This is a genomic window from Bowmanella denitrificans (assembly GCF_039522935.1).
In the GTDB taxonomy this organism is placed as follows: Bacteria; Pseudomonadota; Gammaproteobacteria; order Enterobacterales; family Alteromonadaceae; genus Bowmanella; species Bowmanella denitrificans.
Window position 1 is genome coordinate 130,272 of the sequence record NZ_BAAAEI010000007.1, and the last position, 21,679, is coordinate 151,950.

Here is a 21,679-nt window from a genome sequence, read left to right on the forward strand (position 1 = left end):
CTTATTCAATCTGCTCTATGACAAGAGGGTGTTGGGGTCATTTTAAACCTGTCACCCATCATTATTTTTACAGGAGAAATATATTGGATCACTCGAATAAAACTATCCTGAGTCTTTATTTCAAAGTAATCTTTCCCGATACCTACCACAGCACCAACAATACCTTTATAATAAGGGGCATCTTTTATCTGTTCAGCTTTAACAATCTGAATTTCATGTTCACCAAGATATGTTATAGCATTGGGTCCTGGTGAACTAATTGCTCTAATAAAATTGAACACATCTCGCGTAGTCTGATTCCAGTCAATGATTTCATCTCCTGGTTTCCGCACTGTACAGTAAAAACCAACCGGATGAATTTTTTTCTGTTTAACTCCTATCACTTTTTCTTCGGAGATAAACATTTTCAGCGCTGCATATAAAGTTTCTGCACAACCAACATAGGCTTTCTGCAATAAAGAGTGATAGTCATCACTATCGATTATGGGATAGGTACTCTGTAAAATAATATCACCAGTATCAATTCCGTCATCAACAAAATGCACTGTTACACCAAATTCACTCTCATTATTAATCAGCGCCCAATTTAAAACATTCCTTCCACGGTAGAATGGTAGTTTTCCCGCATGGCAATTAATTATACCCAATGGCGGTATGTTCAGAATATTTTTCTTAAAAATCTGATTAAATGACATAGACACAAATAAGTCACAGTCAAATTCAGCCAATTGAGAAAGAAAAGACTCAGAGTTAATATTCTTGTTCTTTAAGTAGGTTATTTTATTTTTTTTACATAAATTTTTGAGCGTATCGTCTTGTGTATCGTAACGTACACAAATAAACCTAATATCAAAGGATTGATCACTATGGATTCGGTTGAAGGCTTCGTGAGACCAAGGACCATCTGCAAAGTATCCGATTTTTAATATTTTATTCATACTTATGGCTTAAAAAAGTAAGTGAAGACGAACTCGGTAGGTTGCATAATCTTTGTTCGATAGTAATGGAATTATCAAGTTCACCTCTGAGACAATCCTCAAACATTGGCAACCGGTTCATCAGCTTCCAAATTGGTCTGGTCATTACACCTGCTTCATTTGTCGCCTTTAACAAGTCATCTCGGACTTTTTCATCGGGACATATGACGGCGTTGAGCCAGTAGTTAGAACACGCATAATCAGGCTCTTTAACAAACTGGAATCCTGTGCCAGCAAAAAACGTCTCATATCTGCTGGCTATTTCTCGCTTATTCAACAGGAAAGCATCGAGCATCTCCATCTGTGCACAGCCAAGCGCTGCATTGATATTCGGCAGACGATAGTTAAATCCAGGCTCGTCGTGGTAAAACTCATAGGGGTGAGGCACTTTGGCTGTTGTGGTCACATGTTTTGTACGCTTGCCCAGTTCAAAACTTTTGCATAACACCATACCGCCACCGCCGGTGGTAATAATTTTGTTGCCATTAAAGCTAAGCGCTGCAAACTCCCCAATTGTACCAGTGTGTTTACCTTTGTAGTAAGAGCCAAGGCTTTCTGCGGCATCTTCCACCAGAGTCACATTCCACTTGATACAAACGGCGAACAACTCGTCCAGTTGAGCCGGATGCCCAAAAGAATGCATGGGCACCACAGCCTTGATACGCCTTCCTGTTTTCTTGTGAAAACATCCCTCTTCGCGGATCTCGGCGTTTTCATCCAAATAGTTTTCTAGCGCCATGGGGCAAAGTGACAAGCTGACTTCAGATACATCAACAAAGATGGGTTCAGCTCCCATGTGATGCAGCGCATTGCAAGTCGCCACAAAGGTCAATGCCTGAGTGATAACGAAATCACCAGGTAACACCCCTGCCATATACAGGGCGGTATGCAATGCAGCCGTGCCATTCACCGTTGCTACCGCTTTGGCAGCACCAGTGAATTGCTCCATCTTGCGCTCAAACTCATCGACATACTTACCTACGCTAGACACGAAGGTGCTTTCTATTGTCTCTGTAACGTAACGCAACTCGTTACCTGAAAAGGTTGGTGCATGCAAAGGTATAAAGTCTTTAGTGCGATAGAGATCGCGAATAAAGCCAACTAACTCTGAACTTTGCATATTTTTACCTTACATTTTGCCGTCAAGATATTTACCCGTTTCTTTGTGACCAAATCCCGGTATCATTTCGTGAAAAAGAGTCACTAGTTGTTCCTTTGTCCAGGCTCTTCGGGCTCTCATCTCGGCGATACTGGACTCAAAATGAGCCAGCAATGCTTGTTCATATTCAGCTGGATTCTTGATTATCCCCAAACTGTCAAATCGGTCCATATCCAGCGCTTCCTGGTCGGTGAAAAACTCTTCAAAATCTTTCTCGCCGGTGGTATCACTTGAGGTGAACAGGCACGGCCATTGGCCATATAGGGGCAAGGTTGTTACCAATTCGCGGGCTTCATCCTCGGTATGACAAAGATAAGGCTCAAAACCTCGCTTCTTCAGATAACGTTCGGCAATATTGGCAAAGGTGACCAGGTGAAGTGCTTCGCTCAGCTTGGGGAAAAAGATATCCCGATTCTCACCAAACAAGCAGGACATCAGACACAATTCGCCGGACTCCTGAGGAGTAACAAAATAACGCTTGATGTCATTGGGCGCCACAATTGGCTGCTGCTTCTGAAGACGCTGATTAAAACCATGCAGTAGCGAACCATCTGAAAAAGCGACATTGGCAAATCTGGCTGTAGAAATATTGATTTCTTTACTACGGCGCATCAGGAACATTTCCATAACACGCTTTGAAGCACCCATCATATTGACAGGATTAGCCGCCTTATCTGTGGAAACACAGAAATACTTTTCCGTCCCCTTCTCAATTGCCTGAATGATGGTCTTTTCCGTATTGAAAATATTTACCTCGACCATGCGCATCAGTGTGTAGGGATCTTTCTCACTCCTCACATGCTTGAGGGCTGACAGATTAAGCACATAATCATATTTTCCGTCAGCTGCGATAAAAGCATCATATTCGATAGAGCCTATATCCAAAGCAAATGTTTGGAAATCACCCTTTATATAGCCAAAAGAACTGCGAATATCACGAACTAGCTCAACCAGATTATTTTCGCTAAGGTCGACTACGTGTAACTTCAACGGGTTCCGCTTGAATATCTCCCTGGTGACAGCCTGTCCGATAGAGCCCGCTCCACCGAGGACGAGAAATGAAGCACTCGATACTTTATCTTTCAATGCCTGTTCAAAACTGGCTATGTCTTTAGTGAACAGGGCTTCGCTTCGTCCAACCAGATTAAGCAAATCAAGCATAATTGACTACATACTCCGTTATTAATAATAAACCTTTCGGTCATTGTCTGGGTCACAGTGCCAGTCAGACACTAACGTAGAATCTGACGTTTTCTTTCAGCACTTGCACCAAAGGTGCTATTTAATCGCGTTAAGGCGATTCCTAGATACGGCTAAGCCTCTTTTCATCAGGCGAATCGCTCATTTCTTCTAGCCATACTGGCCGAAATCAATACCACTATCAGGGCAAACATTCCGCTAAGCATCAGACCTAGAATTACAATCAAAGGTCGATTGGGCTTAACAGCCTTGCCCGTCACAGTTGCGGCTTTATCTAGTCTGTAAAACTGAACGTTGGCAATATCGATGCTCTTAGCATGCAATTCCCGCAATTCCTTCATCAACATTGGCAGCTCTTCGATATAGGCATCGTCTGATTCTCTGGCTTTTAACTGCGCCAACAACGGGTCATCTGCTACGGTCTGAATTTGTTTGTCCAGTTCGTTCAGTTTACTGATAAAGATTGCATCGTCTTTGCGGTTGCTTAATGTCTCGGTCAGGGCTTTTAAGTAGCGCGTCCCCATTAAATAAAGGGGTAAGCTTTGGCTTGAAGTTAATTTGATATTGGTCGCAGCTTCCCGGTTACTGGCACTGAATTCGTCAATAGGGGTTGGATTTTCAATCTTCAGGGTATTGGCAATCTGCGATGCTTCCTTAACTTCGGCCAGTTGGGTTTGCTTGTTGTTTTTTGCCAGCTCCACCAGCAGGGCTTTTTCCTGTTCCAGTTGCACTATCTTCAAACTATTTTGTGCCTCTAGCTTCACTATATCGCGCTCGCGCTGATATTTAGCAGCTTGTCGCAACAAGGCAACTTGCTTATTTAGCTGCTCCAGCCTTTGCTGCTTAATTTGCGTAAACTGCTGGATAAAATCGCTCACTAACTTGTCGTTTGCATCCTGCACATAGTTGTTGAGTAATTCACTGGTTTTTTGCTCGTTTGCATGCTGAAGACTGATCTCAATCAGGCTCGGAAATTCAACAATTTCCCCTCTAGGGGCAGAGGGCTCAAGCACAGTAACCTGGTAATTGCTTATCAGGTCCGCAAGCAGCCTTTGCCCGTTGCTTGCAGTCTGCGACTCACCGTAAAGCGTTTCAAGTACCTTATGATCTCCCAAATATTTACGCAGGTTCGACTCTGAGCGTATTTCCTGGAAGTAGCGTTTGAACAACTCCTCACGATTCATTTTAATCAAGCCTTCGTTGTTAAAACGTTCTACGTCCACATCGTTGGGTAAGGCAATACGAGCACTGGAGCGGTATTCCTTTGGAATAGCTAATGCAATGGCTACAGCTAGCAGAGTGCCAACCAAAGTAATAGCAACCACCGTCTTCCAACGCTTACCGATATCAATCAATAATTGCCCCAGATCAATTTCGTCGTCTTGTATCGGCTGAGCAAGTTCTAAATGAGTGTTGTGTCTGTCCATGTGGTTTGTAGTTATACTGCAAAGATCAAGCGGCGATTGTAGCCCATGCCGCATGCCGTTAAAACCCGTTTGTTGGACGAGGATTTAGTTTGAACTGCCTTGGCTTTATAAGTAGCGATCGAAAGCAGAAAAAAAACGCCCCGAAGAAAAACTTGCGGCTTGTTTTTGGCAGTGCTCGCGCATCTGGCCAAGCCGGTAATATTGAACCGAGCTAATACAGTCGATTAACTGTGTATTCGTAGGATTGGCGGGCAGTAACCATCCTGTTTCTCCGTCAATCACGGTTTCTTTCACCCCCCCTTCATTCACTCCAATCACAGGTTTCTCAGCTCCCATGGATTCTACTGGGCTCATGCCAAAGTCCTCATCCATGGGAATATAGATGGTCGCCAGGCAGTTACCCACCAACCCTGCCAGCTGCGCTTCGCTGACCCAGCCGGTGAACTGAATATTGGCCGCATTCTGCGCCAGCGCTTTGAGCTTATTCAATTGGCTGCCACCTGAGGTAACAATTAGCTTCTTATCCGGCATCTGCATAAAAGCACGTACGATTAGCTCAACACGCTTGTATTCTTCCAATCTTGCAGTGGACAGAAAATAATCCCCCTGCCCTATCCATCGGAATCTGTCGATTCTGCAAAGTGGATACAGCACTTCAGATTCCACCCCCAAATGGTGCTTCAGCCTTTGTTGTACATTCTTTGAGTTAGCGAAGATCTTATCCATCCTGCCAAGCGCAACTTCATATCTTGGTTGCAGATAGTGGATTAGGCTCTTCAGCATTGGCCGCTGCCAAGCGGGGATGCTATTCAGATAATGCGCCTTCAAATCGTATACAAATCGCGGGGGCGTATGGCAGTAGTAGATATTCTGTCTGGCCTGACTGTTAACCACCGCCAGGGGTGCATTGGAACCGGAAAATATCAGGGTATCATACTCTTTCAAAAAGCCGGTTCTGTGTTGGAAAGCCAGGCAACTTTTCAATGTTTGCCAGCCTTGCAGCTCAGTTTGCGATGTCAATGTATGCAGTCTTTCAGCACTTAAAGGAGACTCGGTAAATACCTTACGGTTAACAAAGGCTGTGACTAAATCCAGGTGAGAGAAATGTCGGCAAAGATCCAGCGTCACGGCTTCAGCGCCGCCTTTTACCTGTAAAAAATCATAGAGAATAGCGGCTTTGGCTTTCTGCATTTTGCGGTACTGATTGTGGTTTGAAACTGAGCACGGATGGTAATGCTTCAGCCTGGTATTTCAATAGTGGTCTTGGTTTTTTGTACTACCTTCTTGGTGATCCTGATTTTCGTCAGAATAATAGATAGACAAGAAGCCTGCATATTCAGCCTTGTTAATCAATAGTCTACTAGAGGGGTTTTGTGAATGGGCGGCAGAGGGTTTAGCCTAAGGGGATATTGGCTGGGTTCCATCTCCACCTTATCAGCAAGCTGAGGCAATATTTTTGCATCGCGTATATTTGCCATTGGCATCAAGCCTTTAAAAAGAGCTTAGTTTTTATAGGTTAACTAATCATTGAATGGTGTCAGCCGACGTCTGCCAATATTTCGCTGATGCCATTAGCAACTGTTAGAGTTCAGGACAACTAATGTCAGTTTCGGATGGACTGCAGGTTATTTCCCGTGCAGATACAGTGACGAGATCTGCTTAGCGACTGATTCGATTGAGAACCGGTGCTGCTGACGTAACCTGGCTTGCTTACCCATCACGGCTAAAGCTGATTTACTCAAGCTGGCCCAGATGAGCTTGTCCACCAGACTTTGCGTATTTCCGGCTTTAACAAGCAGTCCGGTTTTATTATCCTCGACCACATAACTCATGCCCGAACCTGGCACATCGGTAACCAGCGCGGGAATGGCCAATGCGGCTGCTTCCAGTATTACCACGCCGAATGCTTCGGTGCGCTCAATGGACGGCAGACATAGCAAATCGGCGCCGGTCAGCAACTGCTGTTTACGCTGCTCTGATACTGAACCGTGAAAGGTCACCTGTTCAGACAATTGATAGTGCTCAGCCTGCTGTTTAAGCATCTGTTCGAGTTCGCCGCTGCCCACGATATCCAGCTGTACAGGAATACCCTGCAAGCGCAGTTGTTTAAGCGCATCCAGCAGATAGCAGTGACCTTTATAATAGGTCAAGCGCCCAATGCAAATCAGACGCAACGGTCGGTCGGTGCAGCTGTTTTGTATCTGCTCCTTTGCCACTGCCTGCTTAGCATGCGCTACAGTTTGTACCTCATCCTTTATCCCCAACGGGACCACCTCGCATATTTGCCGATAAGGTTTAAGTGCCTCACTGCTATCCAGATAATTTAGTGAAGTACAAATAACTTTGCAGGCTTTACTCAGCAACCAGCGCTCAAAAATGCGGTACAGGGGATATAGCAACTTAACCTTTTTATCTGGCACCGAGCCAATCACGTCGGCATGCCAGTGAACTATCCATCTGGATTTATAAGTAAACGGAGCCAGAAACAGTAGCCAGAATGCCGACAAATTAGGCATATGAACATGCACAATATCTGGCCGGTCCGACCTTAGCAACCGCAGCAGTCGAACACCAAAAGCGGGGGCGACAGGAGCATAAATCAGCTGCCCATAACTCTTGACATAATGCACCTTGCAACCATGCCAGGTAGCTGTTTTTGCAGTAAAATCTTTAACCTGCTGGTGCACTATGGCACTTACGTCCATTCCCTGGCGCTGCTGCTGGCGCATCAATTGCGCCATAAAGCTTTCAATACCGCCGAAAAAAGGTGGGAAATACTTGCCTAAGTGAAGCACCTTCATTTCAACAAGGCTTGCCTGATGACAAAAAACACCGTTCCTGTTCCAGCAGTCGTTGGCTTCTGGGCTTCAGATAGCGTGCTGGCTGGCCAGCATAAACTCCCCAACTTTGCAGTGAGCGATTCGCCAGACTCAAGGCACCGAGTGCGACTCCTTCGCCCAAAGTAACGCCTGGTAAAACAACGGAGCCACAACCAACAATAACATGTTTGTTTAATATAACAGGCGCATGGGTAACATCGGTATAAGGCGCTCCGACCATTGGGTTTGTCATGCTGTTTCCAGAATAGTCGTCACTGCTACTATATATGGCCACCCGGGAGGATAAGTTGCAAAAGTCCCTCAGCGTGATACGCCCGCCCCCAATCAAAGAACAATGTACAGCGATATGGATATAGTTTCCTAGCCATATCCCTCCGTCACCTGCAGAGAGCACACAGAAATCATCAATTCTGATATTGCAACCCAAGTGAATACGAGCGTGTCCATAAATACTGGCCAGCTTAGACACCAATACGTTGCTGCCGACACTGGCAAAGCCTAAATGTTGCAATTCATCTTCAGAATAATACGGCATCCGCTATATCACCGTTCAATCAACACTAAATTACGCAATTGAGATACAGATATGTTCCAATGAGGTTTAGCATCACTGCCAAGCTCATACCGATGGCAATTTACATTTTCCAATACAAACTCATACTGCATAAGACGAGTTTTTAAGCAACATACGTATTGCACATTAACAACCTATCAGATAATACTCACAAATTTTGTTGGGATGGCATTTTTTGCAGTTGTCTTAACATATCCAGTGCCAAAGGATCGCCAGGTTTTATTTCAATAGCTTGCTGAAAAAGCTGTTCAGCGCTGTCCAACTGGCCCAAATTAGCTTTTGATATAGCTAGATTCATTACTGCTGGATAGTTTTTGCTGTCCAGAGAAACGGCTTCTTCCAGCAGTGGCAAAGCATCCTCAAAGGCCTTCTTATCCATTAAATATACACTGCGCTGCACCAGGATTTGGGCACGTCTCAGAGGGGCTCGCACCTGCTCAAGCAGCCACAGCTCGTATGCATTAGCTTTATCATCAATACCAAACTCTCGCAAACATTCAATATAATTCTGTATAAGTTCAGGCTGCAGGCCAATATTGGCCTGGTGCTGCTTTTCATACAGAGACATGGCGTGAGTAAAATATCCCATTGCTTCCAAACAATGTCCGCCCTCTACTAGTTTGGCACCTAAGTTGGCATACACTCTGGGATTACCTTTAACCAACGCCACTTCATTTTTGTAGAATGCGATTGGATCTGTCCAAAGTGTTACTCGCTTTTCAAGAGCCAATGCAGAAGCTGCGACCCAGCCACCAAACAATATAAAGGAGGCGCCAAATATAAGCCGCGATTGAAATTTCTGACAGATGGCCTGCAGCACACCAACCACGGCCAGTGTCAGGCCAATATTAGGCAGGTAAGTCCGATGCTCAAATGCCAGATCTCTGATAGGAAGAACACTGGACTCCACCAAATGTGCAACAAAATAAAACAACACCCCAAAGCTCACCAGGGGTAAACGCCTTCTCTGCCACCAGGCCAGCAACACAAAAGCGGTCATTGCTGCCAGGCCAACAAGGTTTTTAGTTTGCCAGGCAGTTTGTAACTGAAATTCATGTTCGAGTTGTAAAGCAACAGGATAAAAAAACTTAGCTATATAATCCCAAAGTACCAGCATTTGGGTACGCAAATAGTCCAGGCGCGCAATATCTGTGCTTTCCCGCAGTGTACTGTCCAATAAAACCAGTGAGCGCATCAGATTAAATTCACTAACCCAGAGCAGTAGGCTCAGAAAAACAATACAAATGCCGCCATATAACCCAATAAGTCGTCGACTCCAACTGCCAAAAAAGCAAAGCTCTGCCAGCAATATTGCTAAAGGCAGAGTCACAATATTCTGCTTGATTAACAGACCCGCAATAAACAATCCAGAACAGAGCGCGACCCACAACAAGGTATTTAACGCATTCTTCGCCCGTCGCGCTTGAATGTAACAGACCAACGCCCAGACATAACAGAACGTCGCCATTAGCGTTAGTTGCTGAACACTGTAAACCACCGCCTGGCTATTTAGTGCCAGCAAGGCGAATACCGATGCTGAAGATATGCCAACAAGCTTTCCTTTAGCACCATTAAAAAGCGAGCAGGCAAAAACACCGACTCCTACAGATACCGCCATATGCAAAAGCATACTGACCATATGATAGCCAGATGGCTCCGCACCAAAAAAATGATATTGGGTACCCAACACAAGATAGCTCAGTGTGCGCATACCGTAAGCGTTGAACAAGTCTGGTAAGGATAATGGCGGGTGAATTAGTGGGTTGTTAACGATTGAGGAATAGTCATCCAAGTAAAATGGTATAGCTAAAATGTTTCGGTAGCAAACCAAGGTAACCACAAATAGTGCAATCCAGGCACCAATGAATACGTATTTTCTGGTTAACAAAGCACCCATCCCGGAGAGTCGCGCAGCCATTGTTCCTCAATTATCTTAAGCATATGTCGCCAAAAAAAAAGTGGGGCAAGCCCCACTTTAAATCAATACACGAATTGATTAATTATTTAACTTTAACGCGGTCACCATCATGACGCGCATAGTAGATAGCATCTACTGACACTGCATCGTTAGGTGCATTTACGATAACGTCGAAAGATACTGCACCACTTGTTACACCGGCGGCAGCAGCAGCATCACGAATAGCAGCAGAAACGTTAGTTACACCTTCAGCTACTGCCATTGCAATACCTTCAACTTCATAGGTATCTTCGCCGATGTAGAATACTACATCCACGCTACCTGCCTGAGTTGAGGTATTAGAGATAGTTACCGCCTGAGCGTACGAAGGACCATAGTACATTACAGGAACATGTACTTTCGCACCGTTCAGGGTCCAGGCACCGGCATCAGCCATAGTCAGGGTGGCAGCAGTCAGGTTGTTGGCACCGGCTGGGTTAGTATAAGTAACAGCCTGGCTAACTTTGAAAGCTTGGTCAGGAATTACAACACCAGCAGGAGTGTTAACAGTAACACCTACAGTACCAGTTGCATAAGCCGCAGCAGAAGCGATTGACACAGACATCATGTCTGCTGCAAAAGTAACAGTACCTGCGGCAGAAGTCACGTTACCGTCTTTAGCATCGCCCAGCTTGCCGTTGCCGTCTTGATCCAGGAAGCCGAAATCACCGTAAACAGTGTAGCTAACTGCACTGGTAGTCAGAGGGTTAGCAGTAGCTGCCAGGGTATTGCTAATAACCAGAGTGTCAGCACGCTTGCTGTCCGCGCCAGCGCCAGTAAAATCTTTACGGGCAGCGTTTACGTCAACAATAGCGTCAAACTTGGTGTCTACTTTGGTAGCCAGCTCAGCAGCAAAAGTAATTGCAGTTTCAGCTTTGGTCGCGTCAACGTTAACAGGCGTGCCAGCAGCTACTACGATACCGCCACCAGATACTTTAACAGTACCTTTATCAGCAGCACCAGAGGCATTAACTTTTAAACCACTTACAGTAACGGTAGTACCGGTAGACAGGTCACCACCGTTTACCAGGAACTTGACTACGTTACCTTCGTAGGAAAGGAATTGCAGGGCACCAGGGCTTGCAGCAGTGTTATTAGCAACAACTACGGTAGGAACGATGGCTGCGTTAGAGCTGTTTGTTGTGGCAACATCTGCACCGGTAACAGTCAGAGTGATTACGTTGCTGGCGCTGTATTCACGGCCTGTAGTGAAGGTCACTGTAGGAACATCTACCTGACCAACAGCTTTAGAATAAATCACGCCCTCTGTAGAACCTGTCACGGTCAGGCTAGAGGCAGCCAGAGCAGCAGTAGAGACTGTCGCCAATGCCATGGACGCAGCGATTAAACTCTTCTTAAACATACTTATCTCCAATTTCATGAAATTGGGAGTCTCAAGTTGCCTGCGCATCTTTGACTCCTTTTTTTTTCAGATTCCTAATCTAAGATCTTAGGATTTTCCAACATGCTCTTCTTGAACACGTCGAAGTCCGCCACTAATTCTTAAGGAACTACCATTGCCTGTCAACTAACTTATTAATAAAAATGTACATTATACAACCATATGAACAGCATACAGGGTATAAAATACAACACTTGACAAACCAATTACTCGGGGAGTTGGATCCCGCTAAGCTGTTCTCTGAATCTGGCTATAATATCACTCCATTGGTCCATATTGGTAATTACTTTAGGAGTAATCATTAAAACCAGTTCTTTTTTCTCGCCGGTATCCCCTTCAGTCTTGAATAATTTGCCCAAAAGCGGCAAGTCACCAAAGCCTGGAACCTTAGACGTACTGTCGTTGTACCTATGATCTATCAGGCCCGCCAGCATAATGGTCTGACCGCTTTCTGCCACTACCTCGGTGCTGATACTGCGCTCAAAAAAGTTGGGGTTACCACCCGCGCCGCTGCTATCTGGCACCTGGTTACTGAAAGACTGATTTAACGCCATAATCACTACTCCCTGGGCATTCACAGTCGGGGTGATATTCAGGGTAATACCGGTACTGCGAAATTCGCTGGACTCCACCGCGCCGCCGCCATCAAGATTAGTGGTAGAGCCTTTGATGGACACTTCCTCGCCAATATTGATATTGGCGGTTACCCCATCACGTACCAGAATACTTGGCCGGGACAGCACATTGATGTTTGAGTTACTGGCAAACAGGTTGGCCCGGGCAAAATCTTTAGTCAGATCGCCGGCAAACAGCCCCAACCCACCAATACCTGAAGCTTCAAACGCGCCGTCGGTACTCAGCTTCACATCCCCTTGGGTTAGCGCCCACTCAACGCCAAACTTAAATGAGTCGGAAAGATTCACCTCGGCAATCACCACTTCCATCAGCACCTGTTTGGGTAACACATCCAGCTTTCTGACCAGCGGCACCACATTTTTATACTCAGTACCGGTACTGTAAAAGATCAGCGCATTGGAGCGCTCATCTACCACAAAGGTCATCCTGTCGTTACTTACGCCAAGATTGCGGGATGCGGTTTTCAGCTGTCCGGTACTTTGCCCTTTGGCATCTGCCGCATTAGCAGCCGCTGTCGGCTTGTCTCTTGCCGCTTGCTGATAGGACGCATCCAACAGTGGTCGCAGGCTTTCACCAATGTCTTTGGCCCTGGCATACCTGGGGTTAAACACAAAATACTGCTTCACATCGCCCTTGGGCGGCTGATCCAGGGTTTGGGTCCAGAATTTAACCCGATTCAGCAAGTCTTGTGTGGCTGAAAATATCGCGACCGCGCCAATTTGATATAACGGTACAAAAACCAAATTATTGCTCTGCGGTGCATTAATACTGTTGGGAATGCCTTCATTCTCCAACAACGTGGACATTTGTTCCAAATACAGCGCCGGGTCGATGTAGGCTAGCTCCACCATTCCTATAAATTTGCCACGTGTCGCTGGCGAATCCAACAGTTGTACCAGTTCAAGAGCGCGCCTGACCGATTCCACATCTCCGTTAACAAACAAGGCGCTCTGTATGGCGTCAATCGTCACGCTAGCGTCTGTCAGTTGCTCAATGGTGTGTTTAATTGTGGTTTTAATACCATACAAGAGCGGCACAACCTGAACGACCTTGCCACTGCTTTTAGGAATATCAGCCAGTTCTCTGCCAACCCCAACTTTGGTTGCCACTTTGCTTTTTGGATCCTTTGCTACAATCAGGTAAACGCTACCGTCGTACTGAATGGCCATATTGCGTTTGTTCAGTACCTCTTCAACCAGTGAGAAGAGTCGCCTGGCACTGATTCGCTCACTGATATTAAGGGTAACAGGTGACCCACCCGGTAAATCGGGGCCCAGCAGATAATTTACACCCAGCAATTGTCCGAAGCTGTAATGCAAAAAGTCGCGCACTTCCATCTGGTTTGCCGACACCTGATACTTAGCTTTGTCAGCAAAAGCATCCGCCAAATTGCGGTCAGAAAAAACCACTTCCTGCTTTTGCATGCTTTCGAGTGTAGAAAAGCCGCCTTGAGGCTGTTGCTGTCCATCGCCCCCAGCTTCATCGCTAAGCTCTGCTGGTAGCTGCCCTCCTTTCAGAAAGGAATCACCAATATTGTTCACTCTGTATTTCGAATCACCTTTGTCGTCACTGGGAGTGCCCGTTTGTTGTGAAGTGGCACACCCTGTCAGTACAGCGGTTAACAATGGCGCCAGAAGAAGAAACACTGCTTTATTTTTCATAATATTTTTAGACATCATCCGTTTTTAGTGATGAACAGATAGAGGTTGATAACCCTGTTATTCTGCTCCAACGTTACCGATTGGCCGGTCATATCGGTAAGTTTGTAACCTGACAAATATTGGCCCACACTCACTTGCATCTGTTCAACCTTACCAGATTCCAGATCCTGCACTTCCAATACCGCAAAGCGGCTTTTCTTTTCGTCAAATGTGCCGCGCAGCCTGTACTTGTTGTTACCGTCATAAAGAGTATCCAGAGCACCGGCTTGCGCCAGTTGCTCTTCCTTTGACATGACATACAACTTCTTAGGCTGCTCGGCAGCGGGTTTGCTCTCTTTTGGCGGGGCTTTTTTGTCAAACTTATCCAGAGCCTGTTTGATACTTTCCGCTTGTTCTGAAGACAATACGCCAAGCGGTATTTCAAAGGTGTTTTCTGTCAGTTCATAGGTTCCGCTTTCTTGTTGTGCACTTAATAGCCGCCCGTAAAAGTCTGCCCCTGCGGCCAACGCACTCAGGACAATAACAGCAATAGGTATCTTCTGCATTATCTTGCTTCTCCCTGCTGCCAAGCCGAAATCACTAGTCTGCCGTTCACTCTGCCTAAGGTATACCCTGCCGGGCGCATATTGGAAATAAGGCTGTTCACTTCCACAATGGCCAATTTAGGTTTCTGTTGTTCTATATCTATCATAAGGGCAAGATACTCCTTTAGCCCCCCCGTCATTCTTATTTCAAGCCGATGTTCCACCGCCATTCCTTTCGGTCTGGGTGTGAGCCAATTAACGTTCTGAACATTCAATTCATGTTTGGCCATCAATTCGTCAATTTTTCGTTGAACCTGTAACTGGAATTGTGTTGCAGAGGGTTCATCGGTGGTCAGCATGGGTAGAACATCGCCTTTTTGTGCCTGCAGCGCTTGTAACTTCAGCTCCAGCTCTTTTTGGACCGCCAGCAACTTTGTGCCTTTGCTCAACTGCTGTCCCAACGTATTAATTTGCGCTACCTTTTCGTCCTGCCATTCCAATACAGGTACTATCACAAATTTGAGCACAGCCAATACAAGCAAGAAGCCAATAAGAATTTGTTTTTTTAGCTTACTCACCGGCGGCTCCCAGGGCATTAAATCTGACAGAAAAAATTTCTCTGCCACTGCTGTTTACCACCGGCGCCACAGATTCCGGCATGGAGATTTCATCCCGGGAGGCAAAAAAAGCAATGGCATCTGTCGCCTTTGGCGCTCTGCCCCTGACGGTTATCCCTTCCTGGTTGACCACAAAAGAAAGGAGCTCGATATTCTGTTCAACCGCGTCCAGTAGCAATGGCAACAAAACACTCTTCAGCTGAGTTGCCTGCGTTTCGTTTTTCCAGGCTTGCAACTCTTTCTCCAGCACCTCGACTTGGTGCTGAAGATTAAATACATAATCCAGTTCCTTTTGCTGCAAAGCAACTTGCTGGCGAATCGAGTCCGATCTGTGATTTAGCCAAAGACTGCTTGCCGCCAAATAGCAGATAAAAACCATACTGGCCCCAAGCAGGCTCAAGCGCCAGTTGACTTTCGCCAGGCTTGTGGACAGTCGCTGAATGTTAAAGGCCTGCGTAAACAAATGTCCCGGGACTTTGCCGAATGCTGAATAAACAAATGCTGAATAATCAAGAGCGTAGCCAGAGGAGGTTTGCTCGCTTTGACTTGCCGATATAACCTGACTGCGAAAGTGCCCACCTTGTCTCATTACAGACAAAACCCGTTCGGACATATCCAATCTGAACTGTTCGGTATCCAGGTTTTCGGGCAAGGCCATAGCCACTTTTATCAGCAACGATTCTGGCAATACCATCCAAGCACGGGTCGCGATTGCGTCAAACACCTCAGCTTTAATGACACTGAAAGTCACCAGACACCGGTTCTGATCCAAAGACTCAACTAAGTAATATGTTTTGCCCGCAAAAGGTGCATCCGCCGACATTTGTTTAGCCGCTTTGACGGCCTCAGATACTGAGGCGATGGGAAGCTCTTTGGTGGTCTCGTAGCAATGTTCTTTACCGACTAGTACCAGGCGTGCAGCTGTATGCTCAGATACATGCTCATACTTACCCAGACTTTGCCACTTATCCCCAACATGGGTAATCCACCCTAACAGCTTGGCTTTAAATATTTTCCTCAACCCAGTCTCCAATGACCTTCCCCAACCAGCGCATTATCCCCAACAGCTGATCAAGTCACAACAAAAGAACTAATATTTACTCAATACCAACATTGGATGCGACGGGTTGTTTTTTTGCAGTTCCAGCACAAACCCCTTACGCAATATCACATCTCCTAATGTCACCTGAATACTTACCTCAAACGTATTGCCCGGATACAGGCTTACTGATACGGCCTGTTTTTGCCCCAGTAGTTGCCTCCAATCAGACTCAGATAAACCACTTTGCCGACGACGTAGCACTTCGTCCACAACATCAGCTGCAATGATGTGATTGATTACAGCTCGGGGAGCATAAAGCGGATTAACCTCATAGGTAGGATAAATGGTCAAAAGATCCTTTATTTGCGTAAAGAGCTCGTCATTCATCCCGTTAATAACCCGAAATTCACTGACATCCTGAATCGCACCATTACGCGGCTTTTTAAAATTGTACTGTTGATACAATGAAGCTTCAGCGCCATTAAAGCGTTGGACATCATCGCTGTCTACCCAGTCGGCAAGACTCTTAATCACGGTTTCTGCTTGTGCATTGGACGCTCCTGCACCAGTCAGAACAGACTGAAGTAAATCATCTGACCCACCGTTAAGCGACACCAAGCCAGTCACCGCTTGAATGGTCACTTGCGCACCGGATTCCAGTACAAAAGGTTGCCCCCAGAAATTCCAACGCGCTCCATAAAGTTGCATACCAGAGAGTCTTGTCAGGTCATGTCTGAAAAAGCCTTCCAATACTTGAGTTTGCGTAGTACGCCATAGAAGCTCTGCCTGCAGTCTGTCCTGAAATGCCCCGGCAACTGCAACTCGCTCTCTGGCGCCATAACTCAAGCTCAATGCCATCACGGCAATCAGCATGGTCACCAGTAATGCTTGGATAAGTGCAATACCCTCAGATTTGCGGTGTATCATCGAACAATCTTCTGCTGCGTAAATCTGTGCCAGCCAGCGGGAAAACAAAATTGTCTGTTCCCTGATGACCGGAATAGGAAATCCGGATCAACTCAGGCAGAATCCCGCGATTTAATGAATTAAAACTTTGCCACCATGTGAAAGGTAAGTGACTTGTATAGGCATTCAAATCCTTTGCACCAAAATATGATAATTCCACCTGCCCTACCCCATCCAAAAGCAGCAGACTTTCCTGATAATCAAAATCTGAGTCCAGGGCTGTCAGAGGCATGTCTGCCAGGCTACGCTCCTGATACCAGAGGCGATAGGAAAAATCATCATTCTGTTCAACAAACAACCTGATAGCAGCAGGATTTCCTTTGTAAAAAATTGGCCGGGAGGTAATACCCACAAAACTGTCGCGATTTCCCTCAAAATACAGGATTGGCTTATTTTCAGCCCCCCTCAACATGTATGTGCTACATGCGCTGATGGCCTCCTTCACCAACAGCCAGTGCTTTGACTGTTCAACAACATGTTCAAACCGGCTGGATTCCTTTTGCCATCTGTTAACAAAAAATGAGTAGCCCATTGAAGATATCAGCAGAACCGAAGATAGAATTGCAGTAGCAACCAACAACTCAATCAGTGAAAAGCCTCGAATTGACCTCACCAACTTATTTCCTTGTATTCAAAGCTCTGCTGCCTGTTTCCCAGCCTAACATTCAAATCAACCTGCCAGGTTTTAACCACAGCTGCAGCGGCAACTTTATCGTCAGCATCAGATACCGCTGCGGGGGGCGCTATTTCCTGAATAACCCTTGCGTTCCAGCTGAAATCCAATTCACGAAATTTTCCGTTTCCCTGTGCTTCGGACTGCTTATGTTGTGACTTAAGCTCATGGTTAATACGATCCAGCAAGAGTATTACGGAGCTTGATTCGACAACGGCCTGTGCGGCTTTATCATTTGCAATGACAGCGCCATTTAACACCATTGTTGCGGTACCAAGGCTGATAAACAAGATGAAGGACGCAATCAGCACCTCCATTAGTGTGAATCCTGAAGCGATACGCATTGATTTCACTTGGATAGGACCTTATTCAAATCCATTGCCCACAAGACATCGTCCACAGAATAATTCACTTCTGAAACACTAAGGAATCCGTGGCTGTTAACACTGAATGTCTGTCTGGGAAAGTGAATATGCTCAAATTGCAGGAGGCTTTGTTTTTTCTCCTCTCCCTGAAAAAAAAACTGACAATGCTGGCCTTCCAAAACAACATCAATTTCACGCCCATACAAGAAAGCCTGATTGCTAAGTTTAAAAATCACCCCCTCGAGCTTTCTGACTTCAGATTGTACTCTTACTTTGTCTAGTGTCGTAAATAAGGCCGGGCCGACTAAAGACATGAGTAACCCGACAATGGACAACACCACTATGAGCTCAAGCAAGGTAAATCCGGAGAGGCGCTTCATCGACACTCTAGCTTAAAATGCAACATCGTTGGCTGACACGATACTAAGCAGCATCACCACAACGACCGAGCCAACTATGGCGCCCATCACTAAAATCAACATTGGCTCGATCATTGATGTCAAAGTTTGCACCCATCCTTCAAAATCACTGCGTGAACGCTCGGCAATTTCATCAAACACCGGAGCCAGTTCACCACTCTCTTCGCCAACTTCAACAAGAGACAGATTAAAGTCACTGAACAAAGGCGTCATTCCCAGGGCATTGGTCAGACTCCCTCCCTGCTTGACATGATTTACCGACGTTTCAGCATGTTTAGCAATTTGCTTATTTTTTATAGTTCCAGCAGAAAGGTTCAAGGCCTGAATCAAAGAAACACCGCTAGACAACATCATCGCCATAGACGAATTGAAGCGAATTCGTTCAATCAGCAACACGGCTTTACCCAATACAGGTAGTCCTAGTAACCAGTCATCCATTCGTGATTTCACTTGCGGGGACTCACGCCCCTTGATGAACAACATCACCAAAAGCAATAATCCGCCCCCCAGATAGATCTGATAGTCTCTGAACCACTGACTGGTAAAAAGCAATATTTCCGTATAAACCGGTAACGCATCATTGCCCTCAAACAAGCTGGACATTTGCGGAACAATGTAGTTCAGGACAAAGAGTATTGACGCTATACAGACAAACAGGATAACCGTCGGGTAGGTCACTGCTTGCAGTATCTTTTGCTGTAACGAGCGCCTGAATTTAAGGTCTTTTGCTAACCGAAGGAAGACTTCATCCAACTCTCCTGACGCTTCACCCAACTTGATCATGCTGATATACAAAGGATCAAATACATTGGGAAATTGCGAAAATGTTTCCGCAATACCTTTGCCAGATTTTATCTCCTTGGCGATATCGGTGAGCAGCCTTGCAAGACCTGGTTCTTTTGCTCCTTTTAGCAATATGGTTAGTCCGCGGTCAAATCGAACACCACTGCGTAGCAATATTGCCAACTCCGAGGTGATAAACTCAAGCTGTTTGAGCGAGACCCGGTTTCTGCCCATACTCAATGAAAACCAAGTCCTATCTGCAGCTTTTAGCTTCAACTCGGTCACAATAAGATTTTTACGCTGCAGTTCCGTTCTTGCGGTCTGCTCAGAATCGGAGGTGATCTCGCCTGAAACCTTAGCGCCCATGCTGTCATAGGCGGTGTATTGGAACTGGCTCATCCGGCAACTCTTATAACTTCTTCAATACTGGTAATACCGCGGACGGCTTTTAACAAGCCATCTTCAAGTAAGGTTCTACGCCCAAGATCTTTGTTCAACGCTTTGGCAGCCTGCACAAACCCTGACCCTTTGTCCAAAGCACGCAGTTTATCGTCACATCTCAGGTATTCAACAATGGCCGTCCGCCCTTTGTACCCGGTGTTATCACATCTATCACACCCCACTGGCGCCAAAAGAGAAATTTCATCTTTAGAAGCAAAGTTGGTAAGCCCGTATTTATCAATCAGTTCCAATGCTTCTGGATGCTTCTTCGCACAATGTGGACACAATTTTCTGGCCAGACGCTGCGCAACAATAGAAACAATAGCAGCATTAAGAAGGAACTCTTCCACACCTAAATCAATCAGTCGGGTATAAGCACTGGGTGCGTCATTGGTATGCACGGTGGAAAATACCAAGTGTCCAGTTAACGCAGACTGCATAGCAATTTGTGCTGATTCCTTATCGCGGATTTCCCCCACCATAATGACATCAGGGTCTTGACGTACAATACTGCGTAAGCCGGCTGCGAAGGTAAAACCGATATCTGCGTTAACCTGCACTTGGTTTACGCCATCCAGTTGATACTCAACAGGATCCTCCAAAGTAATGATCTTAACTTGATCAGAATTAAGCTTATTAAGGAAAGTATAAAGCGTCGTGGTTTTACCTGATCCGGTCGGGCCTGTGAGCAAAATCACGCCTGCGGTGTGTGTTAGATCTTCATCCAGCCATTGCTGGATATCCGGTGCCAACCCAAGCACTTCCATATCATAACGCACCGAATCTTTGCGCAAAAAACGCAACACAACACTTTCGCCATCATTTAATGGCAGGGCAGAAACCCGTATGTCCAGTTCAGTGTTGGCGATTTTCAATTCAATTTTGCCATCCTGAGGACGACGTTTTTCTGCTATATCCATCCCAGATAGGATCTTCAATCGGGACACAACAGGCAATTGTAATCGGCGGGGAATGGTATCCAGATCGTGCAATACCCCGTCAATGCGGTACCTGACCCGGGCACGCGATTCAACCGGCTCTATATGCATATCCGAAGCGCCAAGCTTCAATCCTTTAGAGATCAAAGAATTAAGCAAATTAACAGTAGGGGCTTCACTGGCTAGTTCTCTAAGTCTGTCTTCCTCAGTATCCGATAGTCCTTCAACTTCGTCCTTGTTTCTGGCAATTCCGTCAACACTTTCAAACCATAAAGAACGCGCCTGTTCAAACAAAGCGTCATTACAAAGCAGGATCTCAGGTTCAACTTCAGTAAGTTCAAGATACTGCTGTACATCCCAATTGAGTGGCTGACTGGTAATAAAACGGACGACATTTGCTTGTCTATTAAGCGCAAGCCACTTTCTACTTAAGAGAAAGGTTTCATTTAGCCCAATTTCGTTTTGCTTCTCCAACCCATCCAGATTGTCTAGAACTGGTGTAGACAGCAAAGAGGCATAAATATCTGTCAGTTGCTCTTCAGCAAGCGCCCCCAGATTAAGCAATAATTGCTCAATCTCTCCCCCGAATTTTCTCTGATAGGTTTTCGCTTTTTCCAGATCTTGCTGACTGACCCCAGCATCTAGTAATACAGATTCAAATTGCTCAACGGTGTATGATATCGGCATTATCGCCTTCGCCCCCAGGTATCTTATCTTTACCATATGACATCAGGCTATAAGGCTCACCTGCCGGGCCTGGCGACTGATAAGCATAGGGCGTTCCCCAGGGGTCCATTGGCACAGCTTTAGGCAAATAGGGGCCATCCCATCCAGAACTTGATGATTGCACCAGCTCATCCAGGCTTTTTGGATAGCTCCCTAAATCAAGGCGGTAAGTGTCCAAAGCGGTTTCAAACATTTGCATTTGCGCAGCGGCAGTTTTCCTTTGAGTCGAATCTACTTTGGAAAACATCTTGGGTGCCACAAGTGATGCTAGCAAACCAATAATCATAATGACGATCAACAGCTCCATCATGGTGAAACCATTAACCTTTAACCTCAATCTATTCATAAATAC

At 45.8% G+C, this 21,679-nt stretch carries 20 protein-coding genes; all 20 read right to left on the reverse strand.

The genetic code is table 11. The features are described from left to right. Positions 1 to 5: 5 nt before the first annotated feature. The 20 genes from ABD028_RS08870 to gspG all read right to left on the reverse strand — a co-directional run bounded on the left by ABD028_RS08870 (position 6) and on the right by gspG (position 21,673). Positions 6 to 938, reverse strand: coding sequence for a methionyl-tRNA formyltransferase (locus ABD028_RS08870; RefSeq protein WP_343844272.1), 933 nt, complete (start codon positions 936 to 938; stop codon positions 6 to 8). After that, entirely contained in the window at positions 931 to 2,097 is a 1,167-nt protein-coding gene (locus tag ABD028_RS08875) for a LegC family aminotransferase (protein WP_343844274.1), read from the reverse strand. Before ABD028_RS08875 ends, ABD028_RS08870 begins: the two co-directional genes overlap by 8 nt. Before the next feature lie 9 nt (positions 2,098 to 2,106). Next, the gene (locus tag ABD028_RS08880) at positions 2,107 to 3,297 is read right to left on the reverse strand and encodes a UDP-N-acetylglucosamine 4,6-dehydratase (RefSeq protein WP_343844276.1); all 1,191 of its coding nucleotides are present in this window, start codon (positions 3,295 to 3,297) and stop codon (positions 2,107 to 2,109) included. A 167-nt stretch (positions 3,298 to 3,464) separates the two neighbouring features. Then, on the reverse strand, positions 3,465 to 4,763 hold the full coding sequence (locus ABD028_RS08885; RefSeq protein ID WP_343844278.1) for a Wzz/FepE/Etk N-terminal domain-containing protein: 1,299 nt from the start codon (positions 4,761 to 4,763) through the stop codon (positions 3,465 to 3,467). A gap of 105 nt (positions 4,764 to 4,868) precedes the next feature. Beyond that, a complete protein-coding gene (locus ABD028_RS08890) occupies positions 4,869 to 5,954 on the reverse strand; it encodes a glycosyltransferase (RefSeq protein WP_343844279.1) in 1,086 nt (361 codons plus the stop codon). Between the two features lie 434 nt (positions 5,955 to 6,388). Next, a complete protein-coding gene (locus tag ABD028_RS08895) occupies positions 6,389 to 7,564 on the reverse strand; it encodes a glycosyltransferase (RefSeq protein ID WP_343844281.1) in 1,176 nt (391 codons plus the stop codon). Position 7,565: 1 nt separating this feature from the next. Next, positions 7,566 to 8,138 (reverse strand): acyltransferase, encoded by a 573-nt coding sequence (locus ABD028_RS08900; RefSeq protein WP_343844282.1) that lies wholly within the window; start codon positions 8,136 to 8,138, stop codon positions 7,566 to 7,568. A 187-nt stretch (positions 8,139 to 8,325) separates the two neighbouring features. Next, positions 8,326 to 9,816, reverse strand: a complete 1,491-nt coding sequence (locus ABD028_RS08905) for a tetratricopeptide repeat protein (RefSeq protein ID WP_343844284.1) — start codon at positions 9,814 to 9,816, stop codon at positions 8,326 to 8,328. A gap of 361 nt (positions 9,817 to 10,177) precedes the next feature. Further along, positions 10,178 to 11,545 carry a hypothetical protein gene (locus tag ABD028_RS08910; RefSeq protein ID WP_343844286.1) on the reverse strand — a complete coding sequence of 456 codons (1,368 nt, stop codon included), beginning with the start codon at positions 11,543 to 11,545 and terminating at the stop codon, positions 10,178 to 10,180. A gap of 197 nt (positions 11,546 to 11,742) precedes the next feature. Beyond that, positions 11,743 to 13,833 (reverse strand): secretin N-terminal domain-containing protein, encoded by a 2,091-nt coding sequence (locus ABD028_RS08915; protein WP_343844288.1) that lies wholly within the window; start codon positions 13,831 to 13,833, stop codon positions 11,743 to 11,745. 14 nt (positions 13,834 to 13,847) lie between these two features. Next, complete coding sequence (locus ABD028_RS08920; protein ID WP_343844290.1) at positions 13,848 to 14,378, reverse strand: hypothetical protein; 531 nt, start codon at positions 14,376 to 14,378, stop codon at positions 13,848 to 13,850. Then, a complete protein-coding gene (locus tag ABD028_RS08925) occupies positions 14,378 to 14,935 on the reverse strand; it encodes a GspMb/PilO family protein (protein ID WP_343844292.1) in 558 nt (185 codons plus the stop codon). The genes ABD028_RS08920 and ABD028_RS08925 overlap by 1 nt, the downstream gene beginning before the upstream one ends. Further along, positions 14,928 to 15,995, reverse strand: a complete 1,068-nt coding sequence (locus tag ABD028_RS08930; RefSeq protein ID WP_343844295.1) for a hypothetical protein — start codon at positions 15,993 to 15,995, stop codon at positions 14,928 to 14,930. Before ABD028_RS08930 ends, ABD028_RS08925 begins: the two co-directional genes overlap by 8 nt. A 69-nt stretch (positions 15,996 to 16,064) precedes the next feature. Beyond that, positions 16,065 to 16,943 carry a type II secretion system minor pseudopilin gene (locus tag ABD028_RS08935; protein ID WP_343844297.1) on the reverse strand — a complete coding sequence of 293 codons (879 nt, stop codon included), beginning with the start codon at positions 16,941 to 16,943 and terminating at the stop codon, positions 16,065 to 16,067. Next, entirely contained in the window at positions 16,924 to 17,595 is a 672-nt protein-coding gene (locus ABD028_RS08940; protein WP_343844299.1) for a PulJ/GspJ family protein, read from the reverse strand. Before ABD028_RS08940 ends, ABD028_RS08935 begins: the two co-directional genes overlap by 20 nt. After that, positions 17,592 to 17,972, reverse strand: a complete 381-nt coding sequence (locus ABD028_RS08945; protein WP_486303256.1) for a hypothetical protein — start codon at positions 17,970 to 17,972, stop codon at positions 17,592 to 17,594. The genes ABD028_RS08940 and ABD028_RS08945 overlap by 4 nt, the downstream gene beginning before the upstream one ends. Positions 17,973 to 18,004: 32 nt before the next feature. Beyond that, positions 18,005 to 18,400, reverse strand: coding sequence for a pilus assembly FimT family protein (locus ABD028_RS08950; RefSeq protein ID WP_343844303.1), 396 nt, complete (start codon positions 18,398 to 18,400; stop codon positions 18,005 to 18,007). A gap of 12 nt (positions 18,401 to 18,412) precedes the next feature. Then, entirely contained in the window at positions 18,413 to 19,621 is a 1,209-nt protein-coding gene (locus tag ABD028_RS08955) for a type II secretion system F family protein (protein WP_343844305.1), read from the reverse strand. After that, positions 19,618 to 21,288, reverse strand: coding sequence for a GspE/PulE family protein (locus ABD028_RS08960; protein ID WP_343844306.1), 1,671 nt, complete (start codon positions 21,286 to 21,288; stop codon positions 19,618 to 19,620). The genes ABD028_RS08955 and ABD028_RS08960 overlap by 4 nt, the downstream gene beginning before the upstream one ends. Then, the gene (gene gspG / locus ABD028_RS08965) at positions 21,266 to 21,673 is read right to left on the reverse strand and encodes a type II secretion system major pseudopilin GspG (RefSeq protein ID WP_343844308.1); all 408 of its coding nucleotides are present in this window, start codon (positions 21,671 to 21,673) and stop codon (positions 21,266 to 21,268) included. Before gspG ends, ABD028_RS08960 begins: the two co-directional genes overlap by 23 nt. Positions 21,674 to 21,679: the final 6 nt, after the last annotated feature.

What these genes read in the sequence shown, in the direction of transcription:
- ABD028_RS08870 (WP_343844272.1), bottom strand. Translation starts at nt 938, where the DNA reads ATGAATAAAATATTAAAAATCGGATACTTTGCAGATGGTCCTTGGTCT.
- ABD028_RS08875 (WP_343844274.1), bottom strand. Translation starts at nt 2,097, where the DNA reads ATGCAAAGTTCAGAGTTAGTTGGCTTTATTCGCGATCTCTATCGCACT.
- ABD028_RS08880 (WP_343844276.1), bottom strand. Translation starts at nt 3,297, where the DNA reads ATGCTTGATTTGCTTAATCTGGTTGGACGAAGCGAAGCCCTGTTCACT.
- ABD028_RS08885 (WP_343844278.1), bottom strand. Translation starts at nt 4,763, where the DNA reads ATGGACAGACACAACACTCATTTAGAACTTGCTCAGCCGATACAAGAC.
- ABD028_RS08890 (WP_343844279.1), bottom strand. Translation starts at nt 5,954, where the DNA reads ATGCAGAAAGCCAAAGCCGCTATTCTCTATGATTTTTTACAGGTAAAA.
- ABD028_RS08895 (WP_343844281.1), bottom strand. Translation starts at nt 7,564, where the DNA reads ATGAAGGTGCTTCACTTAGGCAAGTATTTCCCACCTTTTTTCGGCGGT.
- ABD028_RS08900 (WP_343844282.1), bottom strand. Translation starts at nt 8,138, where the DNA reads ATGCCGTATTATTCTGAAGATGAATTGCAACATTTAGGCTTTGCCAGT.
- ABD028_RS08905 (WP_343844284.1), bottom strand. Translation starts at nt 9,816, where the DNA reads ATGGTCAGTATGCTTTTGCATATGGCGGTATCTGTAGGAGTCGGTGTT.
- ABD028_RS08910 (WP_343844286.1), bottom strand. Translation starts at nt 11,545, where the DNA reads ATGCGCAGGCAACTTGAGACTCCCAATTTCATGAAATTGGAGATAAGT.
- ABD028_RS08915 (WP_343844288.1), bottom strand. Translation starts at nt 13,833, where the DNA reads ATGAAAAATAAAGCAGTGTTTCTTCTTCTGGCGCCATTGTTAACCGCT.
- ABD028_RS08920 (WP_343844290.1), bottom strand. Translation starts at nt 14,378, where the DNA reads ATGCAGAAGATACCTATTGCTGTTATTGTCCTGAGTGCGTTGGCCGCA.
- ABD028_RS08935 (WP_343844297.1), bottom strand. Translation starts at nt 16,943, where the DNA reads ATGATACACCGCAAATCTGAGGGTATTGCACTTATCCAAGCATTACTG.
- ABD028_RS08945 (WP_486303256.1), bottom strand. Translation starts at nt 17,972, where the DNA reads ATGGAGGTGCTGATTGCGTCCTTCATCTTGTTTATCAGCCTTGGTACC.
- ABD028_RS08950 (WP_343844303.1), bottom strand. Translation starts at nt 18,400, where the DNA reads ATGAAGCGCCTCTCCGGATTTACCTTGCTTGAGCTCATAGTGGTGTTG.
- ABD028_RS08955 (WP_343844305.1), bottom strand. Translation starts at nt 19,621, where the DNA reads ATGAGCCAGTTCCAATACACCGCCTATGACAGCATGGGCGCTAAGGTT.
- ABD028_RS08960 (WP_343844306.1), bottom strand. Translation starts at nt 21,288, where the DNA reads ATGCCGATATCATACACCGTTGAGCAATTTGAATCTGTATTACTAGAT.
- gspG (WP_343844308.1), bottom strand. Translation starts at nt 21,673, where the DNA reads ATGAATAGATTGAGGTTAAAGGTTAATGGTTTCACCATGATGGAGCTG.